Consider the following 18,032-nt stretch of genomic DNA (forward strand, 5'->3'; position numbering starts at 1 on the left):
AATATCAAAAGTAGCGTTGCCGATCACCAGCGGGGGTATGTTCCACTAGTATATTCTCTTAAAATACTATCAAATAATCTTTCAATTTGTTCTTCTTTCCAAACAAAAGATCTTTGAATATTGGGTAACCAGTATCCGCCATCCTTTTCAGGATTATTTAAATAATTTACAAACTTTCTTATTGTTTCTTTAGAATTTTTCATTTATCACCCTTTTTATTTAGCATATAACGATTGCGATAAGCCTCACAAGGGCTACGGCGCTAACATAATACTATACAACTCATTTTCACAGCAGTATATCTTACCAAAGATTCAATGTCAACACGAATCAACAGGAAAAAGCAAAATCCTAACCGCCCACAAGTGTTCTCATTTTGAGTTATCCCTCATAATGTCCGCCATAGGCGGAAACTCAAGCGGATGACACCCTTAAGGGCACGCCTGTATCGGGATGTCGCCCTCAACAATTGCCATCAATACTGCAAAACAATAATAACTTTTACGCGCTTGGTCAATGATATAATTGCCTTGCTGTCAGAAGTAACTTCTGACAACACCGGATTGGCAACACAAAAGGGCAGGGAATCCACCGCGGCGGACTGACATTCGCGATAATGCTGGTGCACGAGGACGTACACCAACCACGTAACCGGTGCGTCAAGTCCCCAGTGGACTTGACCTACTGGATTTTCGGGTCAGAACCGGGCTTGCTTAATCTATCGGATTGCGGTTTATAACAGCATACCTGCGCCGGCTTGCTATAGACCTGCGCCGATTTTTGGCTTACCTCAAGTTTGAAGACATTTTGCAGGAAGAATAATGCTACAAATGATATTATGCCGGCAATTATCGGTGTGGCTACCCAACCAATGGCAATTTCGCCAAGCGCTTTGTATCTTATGCCCTTGGCGCCTTTTAGTATGCCGATTCCTATCACGCCGCCGACAACCGCCTGGGTGCTTGAAACCGGCACTAACGGCAATGGCGGCAGACCAGCTGAAACAAGCCAGCTGTTTAGCCCCTCCGAGGAAAACATAAACATGACAATCGCGCTGGAGAGAATTATTATCAGAGATGAACCGGCAGACAGGCTGAACAAACCGCAGCCAACGGTTTGGATTACTTTTTTTGAGTATGTCAAAACGCCAACTGCAATAGCCAGCGCGCCGAGAAAAAATAGCTGCTGGGTGCCTGATAATGTAAACAGATCAAAACAGTTAATATCCGTAAAAGGTGAAACCGAAACAAAAACACCCATCACATTGGCGATATTATTAGCGCCCAGACTATAGGCTCCAGCCGCGCAGACAACCAGCAAGCTAACTCGAACGTAAAAATCCTGTCGGAGTAAATGCGTTTTCGACCTGATGGCGGCAAACTTTGCCAAACTGTATAAAATAACCGTGAAAACAGCTGTCAATACAGGGCAAGCCGCCCAGGTTAAAACTATTTTGACAAGGCAGTTATAATCTGTGGTAAAGCCTGCGAAAAAGTTCCAACCTATTATAGCGCCGACTATCGCCTGCGAGGTCGATACCGGCAGCTTCAGTTTCGACATCCAGAACACGGTGAATGCCGCCGACATCGTCACCATAAACGAACCCGCGATGGCATTAACAGAACCGAGATTGTCGAGAGTTTTCGCCGCCCCCGAACCGCTTATAACCGCGCCAAGGATGACAAAAATGCCGCAAGTAATAGCGGCTGTCTTGAAACGAAGCATTTTCGAGCCGACAGCCGTGCCGAAAATATTAGCGGCATCATTGGCGCCCAAAGACCAGCCTAAAAATAATCCGCTTGATAGGAATAAGAGTATCATAATATCGTTATCTTAAGGGGTTAGTATTTTACTTTCACTATCATGTAATTTCATGAATATAATCAAATATATTTAAACCAGCTATGTAGGGCAGGTCTTTCCGAGACCTGCCTATTCTGTTTCCAATATAACCATCGTTTAAACTTACTCTTAACAGCCTCGAATAGGCAGGAGTCAGAGACTCCTGCCCTACTCTATCATACAATTTTATAGATATAATCAAATATATTTAAACTAACCGTTTTATAGAGTATATCGTCAACCTGTCGGCGACAGCCTGCGCGCAGTCAGAAAGGCTGTCAACATGATCGGCGAAATCCCGCAGATGCATTTTGCGGCTGAGATCGATATCCTGATTGAAAATATGCATCTTCAACCTGTTGGAAACTTTGTCTGATTCTTTTTCGTAAAAATACACTTTATGAATGTAATTTTTAACAGCGCTAATATCTGTAAAAAACGCTCTTACCGATAAAACCACCGATTCCGCCGATTTTATCGAGACATCGGTAAGCTCTAAAAATTCGTCTTTAAGCTCCGGCAAAATTTCCGGGGATTCTATTAAAAATCGATTCAGGGTTTCTTTGGCTGTATCAATTATATCATCCATGTTTTCCAAAAGTCCCAGCACATCACCGCGATATTCAGGTATTAAAGAGTGAGTATAAAGATGGTTTTCAACTTGACGGCGAAGGTTGTCGGCTTTGCTTTCCAGTTTTCCGATTGCATCAATTCGTTCATTAAACCTGTCCATATTGCAATCGAGGTAATCCTTAATTCCCAGTTTGAAAACCACCGCACCCTGACTGACAGCATCAAGGAATTCATCGATTTGTTTTTCAAGCGCTTTTATGTTTTTAAACAGGATAGCCATTGGGATAATTCATCCTTTTTCTCAAGATGCTTAATAATTTCAACTGTTTGCATTGTTGTAATTTATGAATATATAACACATAAACCAAAATTAAATATCGGCAAACAAGCAAAATACTTATAATGATTCCAATTCAAACATCGACAAAATTTCAAAATATATAACAGGTTATTTGTGGGAATAGTATTAGTTAATAGCGATTATTGTCGTGTTTGTGTCAGGATGTCCGCCTGAGGCAGATATGCTTAGATTGTTGACAAAGCAGCAACACCACTCTTGTTGCCAAGCGCTGCTTATTAGCAAGAAGGCGTATGCAATACGCCCCTACACGTTACGTCTATATAAAATCCAACATCATTATGGGAATTCCAACAAAAGGTGTTATTAGAATTTATTTCAGCACCACAGGAAATAGTCGGGGCTGGAAAGTCCCGACTATTAAGTGGTTATATTAATAATCATAGCCGGCATATAAATACACCGCCTGAATGCCCTCGGTTGTACGGCCATACGAGATTCCTACGGGACCGATGATTGTTTTTAACATGAGCGAGCCGCCAAAACCATGATGAAGCTGGTCGAAACGAATAGACTGGAGTTTTTTCCAGACCTTGCCGAAATCATACCGCGCAGAGGCATATAATTTGCCTGTGATTTTTTGCCGCAGTTCTAATGAGCCGCTGAATATTTTTTCGCCGGTTTGTTCATGCTCATAAAGCCCATAAAATGAATTCCTACCGCCAAGACTGAACAATTTAAAATACGGGGGCGTTTTATTTAGAAGGCCAAGTTCCGCGCGCGGGTGAAAATTCAGTCCCCTGAAAAGCGGATAATATGCCTCGATGCTTGTATAAAATCTAGTATAGACCATCTCGCCGCCAAGTATATCATTGGCAAACTCAATATCGAAATAATGAAGCTTGCCGGTTTCCGGAATCGGCAGAGAATTGAAGGTATCGACTAAAGACCGTATTGAAATCGATGTTCGCCGTCTATCTATCGGTTTTATTCTATCGGGCGTATCGTTTATACAGCGCGATAAATTCAACACTGCCGAAAGCTTGCCGAGACGATGGTACTGCTGACCAATCTCAAATTCGATGCCGGTAGTTTCCTCTTCAAGATGTCTGATATAATCATGCTCGATGTAAAAATTTCTCTCAAACAAAGAGTAATTTACCGACAGGCGGTAGGTGAGATATGTTTTAAATATCCTGTCGGCTTTAATAGCAAACAGGAATGCTCTTTTCTTCTCGCCGAATTGCCCTGATAGACTGACCTCATTTCCGGTACCGAATATATTTGCTCCCACAATGTCAATAAAACCGGCGGTTTTATATTCGTTATCATAACGGATGCCGGCGCGGAGATAATCAAACGATTTCTCCTCGACTTTGATAACGATATCAACTCCCGAACTGCAGGGCAATGCAGTGAGCTTAACTGTTCCAAACAGTCCGGTGGCATACAAGTCCTCGATACTTCGCTGAGCTTTATCCGCAGTAAATATCTTGCCCGAACGAAGATGAAAATCGCGCAAAACAACCCAATCCTTGGTGCGTTTATTGCCCTCGATTATAATCCTGTTAATCCTGCCCTCATCGATATTAAAAACAATAACGCCGCTCTGCGAATTAATATCAGGAAAATCTACTCGCGCCAAAGTGTATCCAGAATTGGCATATAGACGCTCAATCCGCTCGATATCAGATGCCAGCGTCTTGAAATTGGCAATCTGTCCGGGTTGGGAATCGATTAATCTGGTTACCGTTTGAGGTGAAAACAGAGTTAAACCATCGAATATTATGCCGCTTAGGCGAGGATTGTCATCTAAGATATAATCGAGTTGATATTCCCCTGATTGTTCTATCAATTCAGCTCGGGCATTTTTGATAAAACCGCTCTTATAAAAAATGGTCAGGTTGTTTTTAATCTCTGATTCATAAATAATTTCATTTTGATTCAGGCCATCAAGGAAAAAAGATTCCGGCATATGTTTCAAGCCTTTGATTTTTGTCTCGGATATTTGAAATTCCCGTCCGCTGACAGCTTTTTTTCGCTCTAATGCCTTGCGTATATCCGGCAATTGCTCTAATGCCGCCTGTCTGCCGGTTTCGATTATCTTCTCAACATTGGCGACATCGAATGTTTTTAGATGGCCAATATCCGGCGTTATAATCACATCGGCCAGACCAAGCTGATATTCGAGGCTCTTAAGAGACATAACCGTTGTTGATTGACTGACTATATCATAAGCGTTAGAGATATCCTCTATTGGCAATAGAGGAGTCGTAGTGTTGACTGCCACTACCGGACTGCCCGCCAGTTTGCGGCATATATCAACCGGTACTGGGTTAAGCAAGCCGCCATCCGCCAACAAATTGCCATTGATATAAACAGGCGTAAAGCCGATTGGAAAAGCTAACGATGCCCTTATAGCCTCGGCCAGATCGCCGGATGATATAACCTCAAGCTTTCCGTTAACCAGATTTGTTGATACAGCCCTGAATGGCGGGTCGAGAAGGTCGAAACTTATGGTGGACTTGATTCCGCTTCGATAACACAGCCTGGTCAATAATGTCGATAGTTTTTGGCCTGAGGTTATCCCTTTGGGCATTACCAGCCGCCATTTTTCCATGCCGATTTTAAAAAGCGCCTTCTCCGGACGCCCTTTGGCTGAAACTAATATTGATGACCTGCTTGGGGTTGGCGAAAACAGCTGCTGCCAGCTTGTCGTTGATACCATACGATGGAGTTCCGCGGGCGAATAGCCCGAGCAGTAAAGACCGCCGATAACCGCTCCCATACTGGCGGCGGCAATGAATTTAATTGGAATGTCGTTCTCCTCAAATACCTCAAGCGCTCCAATCTGAGCCAGCCCGCGAACGCCGCCCCCGGAAAGCGCCAACGCAATACCCTCATGGCTTTGAAGATAGCGGCTGTAAGGAGTATTCTCAAAATTATGTTGATTTAGCGGGTAATCAGGTTCTATAATAACAACATGTTCAGAGGCTATACATATTGCGGTTGTAATTATGAATATTAGAAATAAAACCAAACGTCTCATTGTAATTCACCTGAAGTATGATTATATCTTAGAGGAGGTCTAAAATCAAGCATCTATCAGAAATATTACCGGAGCTTACTAATAATCAGGTAAAAATATTTACATCCTTAAGTCAGAAAAAATACAGGCGAGAGCGTAATCTTTTTATTGCCGATGGCCCCCATTTGGTGCAAACTGTTCTGAAATCTGATTGGGAGGTAGTAAAATTTATAGTTAGAGCCTCGCAGACAGAGTTGATTGAAAAATATAATATTCCTATGAGATTAGCGGCTAAAGCGACTTCCGCTAAGTTCGATAAAATCGCCTCCACAAAATCGCCGCAAGGAATCATAGCAGTCGTAAAGCAGAAAGATGTCAAGCGCGGTTTGCAGGGTTTGATTGCTCGGGCGCAGCGGGCAGTAGCGGCTAATAATGTTTCCGACCCGGGCAATCTTGGTACGATTATTCGTACTGCCGCCGCTTTCGATTATGATATAGTTGTCTGCGTTGGCGATTGCGCTGATATTTATAACCCCAAGACAGTGCGGGCGACTCAGGGCGGACTTTTCACGATTCCGGTATTAGAACTTGAGACGCCGGCTAAATTTATTAAGCTTTTTGGCAATCAGTTTAGTATCGCAACTTTTTCCGGTTCGGCTAAAAAATGGTTGTCGAAAGCGACCCGCATCAAGAAGCCAGTGCTGGTTTTAGGCGGCGAGATTTCCGGTATAGACCCGCAAATTGAAAAAGCAGCTGATTACAGATTCCGCATAGAGCAGTCTGATAATGTGGAGTCGTTAAATGTATCAGTCGCCGCCGGTGTGGCGATGTATAAATTTTATAAGGGGTATTGGAAATAGAAGCAAGGTTTAGATTTCTAAAAACTCTTTAATAGTTACGCCAAGTTCAAAACATATAGATTTTAATAGTGTCTGTCCAACATCCTGGTTCCCATGAGACATAGGAATAATTATTCCATTTTCATTATCCCAAATCTCATGTTTTTGGCTCGCTTTTTCTTGAAACCAAGTTTTCTTAGTTTTTTGCGAACTTTTTTTAAATCAATTGCAGGTTTATCAGACAATTTTTAAATATAACAATATGTTAAGGTTTCTGGTTCTATCGGGAAATTAAAAATTGCTTTATTTAATGGGCTTCTTTTAGGAGCAACTGCTTTCCCTATTTAAAGAATAGTATTCATTCATTAATTCAGAAGATGCATGTCTGGGAATATATTTTTTAATATTTTTTGGATATTTACTCCTAACATATTCCAAATACTCTTTAATCAGTTCTCCACATTCTTGGATTGCTTTATTAGCTGTTTTGCCTTGAGCTGCGATATTCAAATCTATACAAATTGCCACTCAATGCTTATTTTCCTTTTTTATATATCCCCTAAAAATAATCGGCTGGGTGTTTTTAACCATTTTAGCAATCCTCCTACAATAATATAGAATATAAGAAAACAGCCATTATTTGCAGCTATTATTTCTATCGTCCGAATTTTCCATTAGTGTTAATAAATCTTATGATTAAACTGATAATTGCTAATGCTATTGTTAGAAATCGACCTTACCTCACAATCAAGTTGACTTAGCTGCCGAACTTTGATACTATTTAAATCCTATGTGTGATGACCTTGCCAACATGAAAGCCCGCGAAATTGCGGCTAAAATTCACACTCGTGAAATCTCCTCAGTTGAAACAGCGGAATACTTTCTTGCGCGAATCGAAAAGCTTAATCCGGAAATCAACGCTTTCATCCATGTTGACCGTGATTTTACCTTAAAGCAAGCTGAGGTTGTCGATAAGCGAATAAACAACAACGATATCCCCTCTCCGCTGGCAGGCGTGCCGGCGGCTTTTAAAGATAATATACAGGTTGCCGGCATGCCGACTACCTGCGCCTCGAAAATCCTGACAGGCTATACATCGGTTTATGATGCAGGTTTGACCTCGAATATAAAAAAAGCCGGTTTGGTAATCATCGGCAAAACTAATATGGATGAATTCGCTATGGGTTCATCCAATGAGTTCAGCTATTATGGTGCGGTAAAAAACCCGCTTGATAAATCGAAAGTCCCCGGCGGCTCATCAGGCGGTTCGGCGGCGGCGGTTGCCGCGGGTATGACACCCCTTTCGTTCGGCTCTGATACCGGCGGCTCGGTTCGCCTTCCCGGAGCATTCTGCGGATTAGCCGCTTTACGTCCCTCCTATGGCCGCATCTCCCGCTATGGGCTGGTCGCTTTCGCCTCATCTTTCGACCAGATAGGTCCCATTGCCAGCGATGTTGCTGACCTATCCGGGCTGTTATCAATCGGAGCGGGCTATGATAAGCGCGATTCAACCTGCACCGACACACCAGCGCCGGATTATTCCAGCGAATTAGCCAAAGGACTGCGCGGCTTGAAAGTCGGCATTCCGGCCGAGTATTTTGGTGAGGGAATTGACCAGCCGGTTCGAGAGGCGATTGAAAATGTTATCGACAGCTTAAGGAAAGATAATATCGAGATTGCAGATATATCACTGCCTATGACAAAATACTGCACGGCGGTATATTATATTATCGCCAATGCCGAAGCCTCCGCCAATTTAGCCCGCTATGATGGGGTTAGATACGGCTGGCGGTCGGCTATCGCAAATTCATTAGATGAGCTGTATTACAATACCCGCACCGAGGGGTTTGGCGCGGAAGTCAAACGGCGCATTATGTTGGGCACATTTGTGCTTTCGGCGGGTTACTATGATGCCTATTACCGGCGCGCTTTGAAAATCCGTTCGCTTATCAGTGAGGATTTCGATAGAGCATTCAGGGAATGCGATATAATACTATCGCCGACTTCTCCATCAACCGCCTTTGGATTTGACGAACGCATCAATGACCCGCTTAGGATGTATCTTTCGGATGTCTTCACAGCGGCTTCACCGCTGGCGAAAATTCCGGCGCTGAGCATCCCAATCGGCAAAGACCCTAATGACATGCCGATAGGCTTACAGCTTATGGGCAAATATTTTGATGAGCAAACGATTCTGCGCGGAGCCTATCATATCGAAAGGATGCTTGGCAATGGTTAAGTATGAAGCGGTAATCGGCTTGGAGGCGCATGTTCAGCTTAAAACCGCCGCTAAGATATTCTGCGGATGTTCGACCTCCTATGGCGCCGAACCTAATACGCAGGTTTGTCCTATATGTTTGGGAATGCCCGGAGTTCTGCCAAAACTTAATAAAAAAGCGGTCGAGTATGCCATAAAAATGATTCTGGCGGTCGGCGGCACGATTAGCCCGGAAAGTGAGTTCGCCCGTAAAAATTATTTATATCCCGACCTTCCCAAAGGTTATCAAATATCGCAATTTGAGTTCCCGCTGTCTAAAGGCGGAGCAGTTGTAATCAGGGACGCTAACGATATCGAGAAGAAAATCCGTCTCAATCGAATTCATATCGAGGAGGAGGCAGGCAAGTCGTTTCATGATATTGATGACAGATACTCTTTCATAGATTTCAACCGCTGCGGAACGCCGCTATTGGAGATTGTGTCTGAGCCTGATATGAGAACCTCCAAAGAGGCATCTGATTTCCTTAATAAGATTAAGCAGATAGCGGTATATCTCGATATTAGCTCCGGCAATATGAACGAGGGCGCGTTTCGCTGTGATGTCAATGTCTCTGTCAGGCAGTCAGGGCAGAAAGAGTATGGCGCGCGCCGCGAGATAAAGAATATGAACTCGTTTAAGTTTATCGTAAAAGCTATAGATTATGAAATAGAAAAACAGATTGAGATTATCAAAAGCGGCGGCTGTATATCTCAGCAAACCATGTTGTGGGATGAGAAAGCATTTATCACCAAGCCTATGCGCGTTAAAGAGGGAGCAAGCGACTATCGTTATTTTCCCGAACCCGATTTAATGAGGCTTGATGTCAGTTCGGAATGGATTGAAGAAATAAAAGATACTATGCCGGAACTTCCTGATGCGAAACTTCAGCGTTTTATAGGTGAATATAAAATCCCTGCCGGAGATGCTGAGATATTGACATCATCAAGAAACTTATCTGATTATTATGAAACTGTGGTTAAAATTTCCGGCGAACCTAAACTTTCAGCCAATTGGATTATGACAGAATTGATGCGGGAGATAAAAGAAACCGATATATCTCAAATCAAGGCTGCGCCCGAAAATCTTGGCGGCTTAATAAAAATGATAACCACCAGTGAGATTTCCGGTAAAATTGCCAAAGATGTTTTTGCCGAAATGATAAAAACCGGCAATACCGCAGAAGCAATAGTCGAGCAAAAGGGATCGAGGCAGGTATCAGACATCGATAAGCTCTCGGCTATAGTGGAAAAGATACTTGTAGATAATAAGAGCAATGTAAAGAAATATCTTGATGGCAAAGAAGCGCTGTTCAGCTTCTTTATCGGCTTAGTGATGAAAGGAACCGATGGCCGGGCGAATCCGGCTATGGTTAACCGGATATTAAAGGATGCGCTGAATAAATTGAGAGGGTAAGGATGTTAAAACTGGCAGTATTTATATCAGGCGGCGGCACAAACCTTCAGGCGCTAATTGATGCCTGCGCTGATAAATCCATAGAAGCTGAAATCAAAACGGTAATCTCAAATAATTCCAAAGCCTACGGACTCGAACGCGCTAAGAAAGCCGGCATACCGACATTTCATATAAGCAAGTTTAAATATCCCAATGATAACGATTACTTAGCGGCTTTACGGAATGTTTTAAAACAGAATGAAATCGAACTTATAGTCTTAGCCGGTTATATGAAGCTCTTGCCGTCCGCAATAATTAATGACTACCATGAACATATAATCAATATTCATCCGGCTTTGCTGCCCAAGTATGGCGGCAAGGGAATGTATGGAATGAATGTTCACAAAGCCGTTATTCAAGCGAAGGATAATTTTTCGGGAGCGACCGTTCATGTGGTGGATGAAATATATGACCATGGAGCGATTCTAATTCAGCGGCAGGTTCCGGTTATGAAAGACGACACGCCCGAATCATTAGCCGCCCGAGTACTTGAGGTTGAACATCAGATTTTACCGGAGGCTGTTAAGCTGTTTATCAAATGAAAAAATACGCATTATTAATATTCACAATTCTATTTTTAGGAACGCTATCACCATCAGTATATGGCGAGAAATATATTCGCAGTATTGGTATTGTCAGGTTGAATGTTTTCGATAACCAACTCGAACACAAAAGCAATTTTCTTTTCAAGCTGGCTAATAAATTCCATGTTGTAACGAAAGAACGCATCATCCGTCAGGAATTGCTCTTGCAATCGGGAGATGTTTTTGATAAGGAGACTTTAGAGGAAAGCCTGAGAAATATCCGTTCCTTAGTTTTTATTGGCGATGCCAGAAGTGTTATCAGTCGGATTGAGGGCGATTCGGTTGATATCAAAATCATAACCGAGGATCTCTGGACAACGGCTGTTGGCGCCTCAGCCGAGGGCGGCGGCGGACGGTATAATTTTACGATTTATGCGGACGAGAAAAATATCGCCGGTTTGGGCATCGGGTTTGATGCAAACCTGCAATTTACCACCGATGAAAATGACGGGTATGTTTTCCTTATAACAGATAGACGTCTGTTCGGCTCTCGTTTTATGACTAATATCTGGCTGTGTGATTTATCTTATGAGAGAGGGCAAAGCATCCAGCTTAACCAACCATTTTACAGTCTCGATACCAAATGGAGTTTCGGCGGACTTCTTGGTAAAAAGGAATCAGAACCGAGGATATTTTATTATGGCAATGAGATATTCAAATATAAATATAACTACAAAATTTTCAACTTCTATCTTAATAGAGCCTTTGGCAAGCATACCCGGTTGGTGCCGGGACTTCAATTTGCTTATAACAATCATGAATACAGCGAATTGCCCGGAATAAATGATGCTTATGGTTTAATTCCGCAAAACGAGATATTCAGCGGGCCCGGAATAAATTTAAAAATCTCAACATTCCGCTACTTTACTGCTGTGTACCTTGATGAATTCGGGACTACCGAGGATTTAGCTGAACATGCCTTTATAGAGGTTAACACTATCTGGTATGACGATGCTTTTAATGCTAATTATGAGGGCGCTTATTTTAGAGTTGGCGCCGGCTTTTTTGTCAATCCCGCTAAGAGGGTTTATATCGGAGCAAAGAACAGCTATTCAAATTATTATAACGGAACTAATAGAGAAAGAATCACTAATACATTTAATTCTATTATCTACTATAAGCCCTCCTGCCGAAATCTTCTTGCCTGCCGGTTTATGACCCAATTCGGTTATAGGCAGGAATCAAATTACCAGTTGGTCCTGGGCGGGATTAACGGCTTGCGGGGCTACCCCGACCGTTATTTTGAGGGCACAAAATTGGCTTTGACAAACATCGAGTACCGAATTTTTACTCCGGTCGAGATATTTACTGTCGGTTTAGGCGGCGCGGTGTTTTTCGATGCCGGTTATGTTTGGGATGATAATGAGCGGGTCAGTTTGTCGGATATGAAAAAAGATGTTGGCATAGGTTTGCGTTTTGGATTAACAAAATCCTCAACCGCTCGTATAATTAGATTCGATCTGGCTAAAGCGCTGGATAGCAACAACTGGTATTTATCATTTAGCACGGAGAATTTATTTGGCCTGGCGCGTTTCCAATAATTATGAGCGGTCTTTCTGGCTGTTGATAATAGCTGTAACCATCCTGCGGCTGATAATGGCGTTATTCTTAGAGCCAGCGCCTCAGGAAGCATACTACTGGAACTATTCACTGCATCCGGATATTTCCTATTTCGACCATCCCCCGATGACCGCTTATTTAATTTATTTCTTTACCGGCATATTCGGCGACAACTCGTTCGGGCTGCATTTCTCGGCGATATTCATCTCCTTTGTTTTGTCCTTGCTGATGTTTTATCTTATCAAATCTCTTTTTGATATTAAAACGGCTTTCTGGTCGGTTATTGCAGGCGTTAGTACTTTAATATTCTCTTTGGGAGGAATAATAATCACGCCGGATGGTCCTTTGCTTCTATTCTGGTTTTTGATGATGTTTGCCTTATATCAGGCAGTTGAAAACGACAATCTGAACTTGTGGATTCTAACCGGCGTATTTGGCGGCGCGGCGTTTGTATCCAAATATACGGCGGCTTTTGCTTTTATCGGAGCATTTTTATATCTGCTTACTTATGATAAGGGCAGAAAATGTTTATTTTCATATAAGCCGTATCTGTCGCTGTTAATTTCGTTTATTGTTTCATTGCCGGTTGTTGTCTGGAACTATCAGCATAACTGGGCAAGTTTCGGTTTTCAAAGCGGACGGCGAGCCGCGGAGGCTGTAACTATACGAGCCGATTACTTTTTCGGTTTTCTTGGGTCGCAGGTTGGCGTGCTCGGCATATTTTTGATGCCGTTATTTATCTGGGGCATCATTAAAACCGCCAGCCACATAAAAGATGATTCCCGGTTGGCGCTGTTTTTTTGGTTTACTTTGCCGACATTATTATTTTTCACTTTGATTTCGCCGGTTCATTATGTTAAAATGAACTGGCTGGCGCCGGCGTATTTATCCGGATTGCCGGTTGTAGTTTATATGCTACTAAAATCGGTTAGCCTTAAATGGAAGGCGTATGGTAAATTTGCTTTGTCATTTTCGATTGCCGCAACTTTAGTTTTCCACATAATGTTATTTATACCGGCTGTCGGCATCGGCAAAGCTGATACTATACATGGCTGGAGTGAACTGGCTGCCAGAGTAGATGAAATCAGAGCTGATTTTTCCAAGCATGGCGAGTTCTTTATCTGCGGTTATGAATATAAAACAGCTTCCGAACTGCGGTTTCATCTTGATGACCAGCCGGAAACATTCTCCAACAATATTGTCGGGAAAAGAGGCTTAGCTTATGACTTCTGGAGCGACCCGGATACGCTTATAGGCAAAAACTGCATATTCGTTTACGACCAGAGAAACAGGTATAAAAATCCGAAACATCTTAAAGATGTTTTTGAACGGGTTGATGAACCTGAGATTTTTACAGCAGCCAGAGGCGGCAAAAAGATTACTGATTTTTACATATACAAATGTTATAGCTATAAAGGGATACTATGAATGAAGTAATGAAAACAAACCTTAGCGGCATCAAGCTTTCTAATCGGGGAAAAGTCAGGGATATTTACGATCTTGGCGACAGCCTGCTTTTTATTGCAACCGACCGCATATCGGCATTCGATTGGGTCCTTCCCAATGGCATACCCGGCAAAGGCCGGATATTGAATTCGATATCGGTATTCTGGTTTGATTTTACAAAAGACATCATTGACAATCATCTGATAACCGCCGATTTTGAGCAGTTCCCCATCGAGCTAAAGCCGTATCGCGGCCAACTTGAGGGGCGTTCAATGATAGTCAAAAAGGCGCGGCGTGTTGATATAGAATGTGTGGCGCGCGGCTATATTATAGGCTCGGGCTATAAAGATTATAAGAATACAAAACCTGAAAACGGCATGATTAACCTTCACGGAAGCCATCTGCCCGAAAACCTGAAACTGGCGGAGAAGCTTCCCGAAACGATTTTTACGCCTGCCACTAAAGAGGATAGCGGCCATGATATTAATATCAGCTTCGATAAAATGGCTGATATGGTTGGCAGGGAGCTTACTGTCAAGTTAAAAGAGGCAACGATATCTTTATATGAAAAAGCTGCCGAATATGCGCTGACAAAAAATATAATTATCGCCGATACCAAGTTTGAATTTGGCTTTGATGGCGACAAGCTGATTTTAATCGATGAGATATTGTCGCCTGATTCCTCGCGTTTCTGGCCGGCAGATACATATACGCCGGGCAAAAATCCCGAAAGTTTCGATAAGCAATTTGTTCGTGATTATCTGGCAGACTGCGGCTGGGATAAAAATTCCGAGCCGCCTCGATTGCCGGATGATATAGTATCTAAAACCCTTAACAAATATAAGGAGGCCTACCGACTGCTGGTAGGAAAGGAAATTGATTAAACGCGCGTTAATATCCGTATATGATAAAACCGGCTTAGATAATCTTGCCGGATACTTGCATCAGAAAAATGTTGAGATAGTCTCCTCCGGCGGAACTTATAAAGAGATTCAGAACGAGAGAATCAGTGTAAAAAAAGTAAGCGAGGTTACCGGTTCCCCCGAGATTCTTGGCGGCCGCGTAAAAACGCTTCACCCAACCATTCATGCCGGCATTCTTGCCCGTAAGGACCAGCTTGGCGAACTCGAATTGCGCCATCTGCCGGTATTCGATTTGGTGGTTGTCAACCTGTATCCATTCGAGAAGGTCGCTGCCGATGGCGCCGATTTGGATAAGGCTTTGGAAAATATCGATATCGGCGGACCTGCTATGCTTCGAGCTGCGGCAAAGAATTTCAAGCGGGTTACTGTTATATGCGACCCCGACGATTATGACAGATTGATAGAGGAAATGGAAAGCAACAATGGTAAAACCACACTCGAATTCCGCCGGAAAATGGCGCTGAAAGTATTTACGCGTACTAATACTTATGACAAAGCTATCACTGCTTATCTATCAAAACAATCAACCCCTGAGGTTGAAGCCGGGATGTTTGCTGAAAACATCTCAATTTCGTTATCAAGGCAAAACAAGCTTAGATACGGCGAAAACCCGCATCAACAAGCCGCGCTTTATATCGATAACAGTTATCCTTTCGCCTCAATAGGCAAGGCGCAGATTTTATCGGGCAAGGAGCTTTCATTTAACAACATCTGGGACCTCGAAGCCGCTTTGCAGATGATACTCGATTTCAAACGCCCCTTCGCCGCGGTTATCAAACATACAAACCCCTGCGGCGCAGCTATAGGCGAAACGTTGGCAGAGGCATACGGCAAAGCTTTAGAATCCGACCCGATGTCGGCTTTCGGTTCAATTATAGGTTTAAACCAAACTGTTAATATGGAGACCGCTAAGCTTTTACATAAAACCCGTTTCATCGAATGCATACTGGCGCCGGATTATGAACCAGAGGCATTAGAGCTATTAAAGAAGAAAAAACAACGCCGCTTGATAGCTGTGGGCGAGCTTGATTCATCCATAGAGGAGCGTCCGGATATGCGGATTATAACCGGCGGCGCGCTTTTGCAGTCGCGGGATACTGCCGAGCTGAAAGCTGATGATTTGAAGATTGTCACTAAAATCAAGCCCTCTCAGACACAGATTGATGACTTGCTTTTCGGCTTTAAGATTATCAAGCATGTTAAATCAAATGCGGTTTTAATCTGTAAGAATGGCGCCACGGTAGGCATAGGCGCCGGCCAAACCAGCCGTGTTGATTCATCCATAATTGCGGTGCGGAAAGCCGGCGATAGAGCCAAGGATGCCGTAGCCGCCTCCGATGCTTTTTTCCCGATGCCGGATGGTTTCGAAGTGTTGGCTGAGGCTGGGGTAAAGGCGGTCATCCAGCCCGGCGGCAGCAAAGGCGACCCCGATGTTATAGCCGCCGCCGATAAGCTAAACGCGGCGATGGTATTCAGCGGAATGCGGCATTTTAAGCATTAGTATATGCTATTGCCGGGTATTAATTCATGAAATTGTGTTATTACGCGTAGGGGTGTCCGCCTAAGGCGGATACGCCCTCTTGTTACCAAGCAGCGCTTGGTAACAAGAGAGGTTTGTTGCTTTATCAACAAACTCCGGACAGCCTCCTTAGGCTAATATTCCTACTAATGATGTTAGATTTACAGGGCGGCTTCAATCATCATAATTCTTGCATAAACTGCTAATATCTTATAATATCTAACGAACGCGCTCAGGATATAATAAGAATTAGACGGGGATATTTCAAACCGAATATCCCCCTCACAGGGAGGATTAATCCGATGAAAACCGCTATAATATCAGATACTCATTTCGGCGATCCAATGTGTACATTGTTTGCCAGAGACCAAAGCGGCAAGATAGTTGAGGGTTCGGGATATAATAAATTTCGGAAAGCCGCCGGACAAGATAACGACTATTTGATTTTAGCCGGCGATACAATCGACCTTTCCATTGAGAATTACAAAGATGCCTATGAAGTAGCGCGAGCATTTTTCCTTCGGATTCAAAGAGATAAAATTGCCAAGGAAATAATTTATATACCCGGCAATCATGATTTTGACATCTGGCATACGTATGAATATCAGGTAAATGTCATCCATAAAATTGAAAAAGGCATGCCGGCAAGTCATTTCCGATGGTCGGTGCCCGGCGTAATCGATGACAGAACCGGCAGCGATAACCGGGGATTGACTATTCCGGGTGTAAGCGACAGGACTGACAGCGATGAGCATCGTTATGGCGGACTATTTCTCGACAATATCACAAAGCCGGATGGGGAAAGCACAACCTTCAATTTTGTTTATCCCAATCTATATATTGCAGCCGATAATGAGTCAGTTATCATTACGCATGGTCATTACCTTGATGCGTTCTGGTCATTGACCGGCGATTGGTCATTGAAAATTACCCGCGATGATTTGAATGTTGGCCAAGTACTCGACCTAAAAGAGATGACATCTATTAACTTCCCGCTTTGCCAATTAACCTCCTCAGGTATTGGCCAGGCCGGTCCGTTGACAAAAGTAATTCGCAAGGTTCAGCGTGATGTTAAGGACAAAGAATTGAATGATATTGAAGTTTATTTGGAACGCTTTAGAAATGAAGTTGACAAATTGACTAAATTTCCCTGGTATGGCGAAATTGTCGAGACCTGGGTTTCTAAAAAAGTAAAGAAGATGTTCTTAGAATCGCTTAGCAAAATGGATGTTGCCCGCTACAGCGACAGTTTTATTCATAAGCAGGAGGTTAAAGACCGCTTCTGGGATTACTATCAAGCCAGCATGATAGAGATAAACGAAATCAACTCGAAATACGGATATGATATTCCCATGCCCTGGTTTGTGATATTCGGCCATACGCACCGTCCAATAGCATGGGGCGCGGATAATCCGCCCCAGACTAAGCCTCTTGCTGTTACCGGAATGCGGCCTGTCAAGCTTTACAATACCGGCGGCTGGCTTAATAGGCTTGATGACCGGGGGCAAATCGAATTTTGCGGCGCTTCGGTATTTATATATGAGACTGGCAAAGGTTTCAAATCAATAGCAATTGAGTAGGATAGGAAGCTCGGATAATACTATCGAATTTCATTTTTAGCTCTGTTTACCAAACGCAGTAAGGTGTCGGGTTGAATAAAGGACTCCGTCCGCTCCCTTTGTTCGGAACCCGACCTGCAATATTTTAGAC

13 protein-coding genes and 1 pseudogene are annotated in these 18,032 nt (G+C 43.2%); 9 read left to right on the top strand and 5 right to left on the bottom strand.

Annotation, left to right across the window (positions count from 1 at the left end; all coding sequences use genetic code 11):
- Nucleotides 1-50 precede the first annotated feature (50 nt).
- The 4 genes and pseudogenes from J7K40_10950 to J7K40_10965 form a co-directional block, all read right to left on the bottom strand.
- Nucleotides 51-203, bottom strand: a pseudogene (locus J7K40_10950) (DUF262 domain-containing protein).
- Nucleotides 204-681: 478 nt separating this feature from the next.
- Entirely contained in the window at nucleotides 682-1,821 is a 1,140-nt protein-coding gene (locus J7K40_10955; protein MCD6162916.1) for an inorganic phosphate transporter, read from the bottom strand.
- A 229-nt stretch (nucleotides 1,822-2,050) separates the two neighbouring features.
- On the bottom strand, nucleotides 2,051-2,695 hold the full coding sequence (locus J7K40_10960) for a DUF47 family protein (GenBank protein MCD6162917.1): 645 nt from the start codon (nucleotides 2,693-2,695) through the stop codon (nucleotides 2,051-2,053).
- A gap of 451 nt (nucleotides 2,696-3,146) precedes the next feature.
- Entirely contained in the window at nucleotides 3,147-5,762 is a 2,616-nt protein-coding gene (locus J7K40_10965; protein MCD6162918.1) for a patatin-like phospholipase family protein, read from the bottom strand.
- Nucleotides 5,763-5,929: 167 nt separating this feature from the next.
- Between J7K40_10965 and J7K40_10970 the strand changes: the two genes are divergently transcribed.
- Nucleotides 5,930-6,601, top strand: a complete 672-nt coding sequence (locus J7K40_10970) for an RNA methyltransferase (GenBank protein ID MCD6162919.1) — start codon at nucleotides 5,930-5,932, stop codon at nucleotides 6,599-6,601.
- A gap of 300 nt (nucleotides 6,602-6,901) precedes the next feature.
- On the opposite strand, the gene J7K40_10975 is transcribed toward J7K40_10970, so the two are convergent.
- Nucleotides 6,902-7,108 carry a hypothetical protein gene (locus J7K40_10975; protein MCD6162920.1) on the bottom strand — a complete coding sequence of 69 codons (207 nt, stop codon included), beginning with the start codon at nucleotides 7,106-7,108 and terminating at the stop codon, nucleotides 6,902-6,904.
- A gap of 262 nt (nucleotides 7,109-7,370) precedes the next feature.
- On the opposite strand from J7K40_10975, the gene gatA reads away from it, so the two are divergent.
- From gatA to J7K40_11015, 8 genes are all read left to right on the top strand, one after another.
- Nucleotides 7,371-8,819: an Asp-tRNA(Asn)/Glu-tRNA(Gln) amidotransferase subunit GatA gene (gene gatA / locus J7K40_10980; protein ID MCD6162921.1), complete on the top strand. Its 1,449-nt coding sequence runs from the start codon at nucleotides 7,371-7,373 to the stop codon at nucleotides 8,817-8,819.
- Nucleotides 8,812-10,251, top strand: a complete 1,440-nt coding sequence (gatB, locus tag J7K40_10985) for an Asp-tRNA(Asn)/Glu-tRNA(Gln) amidotransferase subunit GatB (protein ID MCD6162922.1) — start codon at nucleotides 8,812-8,814, stop codon at nucleotides 10,249-10,251. Before gatA ends, gatB begins: the two co-directional genes overlap by 8 nt.
- Before the next feature lie 2 nt (nucleotides 10,252-10,253).
- Nucleotides 10,254-10,832, top strand: coding sequence for a phosphoribosylglycinamide formyltransferase (locus J7K40_10990; GenBank protein ID MCD6162923.1), 579 nt, complete (start codon nucleotides 10,254-10,256; stop codon nucleotides 10,830-10,832).
- Nucleotides 10,829-12,415 (top strand): BamA/TamA family outer membrane protein, encoded by a 1,587-nt coding sequence (locus J7K40_10995; GenBank protein MCD6162924.1) that lies wholly within the window; start codon nucleotides 10,829-10,831, stop codon nucleotides 12,413-12,415. Before J7K40_10990 ends, J7K40_10995 begins: the two co-directional genes overlap by 4 nt.
- Entirely contained in the window at nucleotides 12,393-13,862 is a 1,470-nt protein-coding gene (locus J7K40_11000; GenBank protein ID MCD6162925.1) for a glycosyltransferase family 39 protein, read from the top strand. Before J7K40_10995 ends, J7K40_11000 begins: the two co-directional genes overlap by 23 nt.
- Nucleotides 13,859-14,764, top strand: coding sequence for a phosphoribosylaminoimidazolesuccinocarboxamide synthase (locus tag J7K40_11005; protein MCD6162926.1), 906 nt, complete (start codon nucleotides 13,859-13,861; stop codon nucleotides 14,762-14,764). Before J7K40_11000 ends, J7K40_11005 begins: the two co-directional genes overlap by 4 nt.
- Nucleotides 14,757-16,304 (top strand): bifunctional phosphoribosylaminoimidazolecarboxamide formyltransferase/IMP cyclohydrolase, encoded by a 1,548-nt coding sequence (gene purH, locus J7K40_11010; GenBank protein ID MCD6162927.1) that lies wholly within the window; start codon nucleotides 14,757-14,759, stop codon nucleotides 16,302-16,304. Before J7K40_11005 ends, purH begins: the two co-directional genes overlap by 8 nt.
- A 320-nt stretch (nucleotides 16,305-16,624) precedes the next feature.
- On the top strand, nucleotides 16,625-17,902 hold the full coding sequence (locus J7K40_11015) for a metallophosphoesterase (protein ID MCD6162928.1): 1,278 nt from the start codon (nucleotides 16,625-16,627) through the stop codon (nucleotides 17,900-17,902).
- Nucleotides 17,903-18,032 lie beyond the last annotated feature (130 nt).

The organism is Candidatus Zixiibacteriota bacterium, from assembly GCA_021159005.1.
In the GTDB taxonomy this organism is placed as follows: domain Bacteria; phylum Zixibacteria; class MSB-5A5; order UBA10806; family 4484-95; genus JAGGSN01.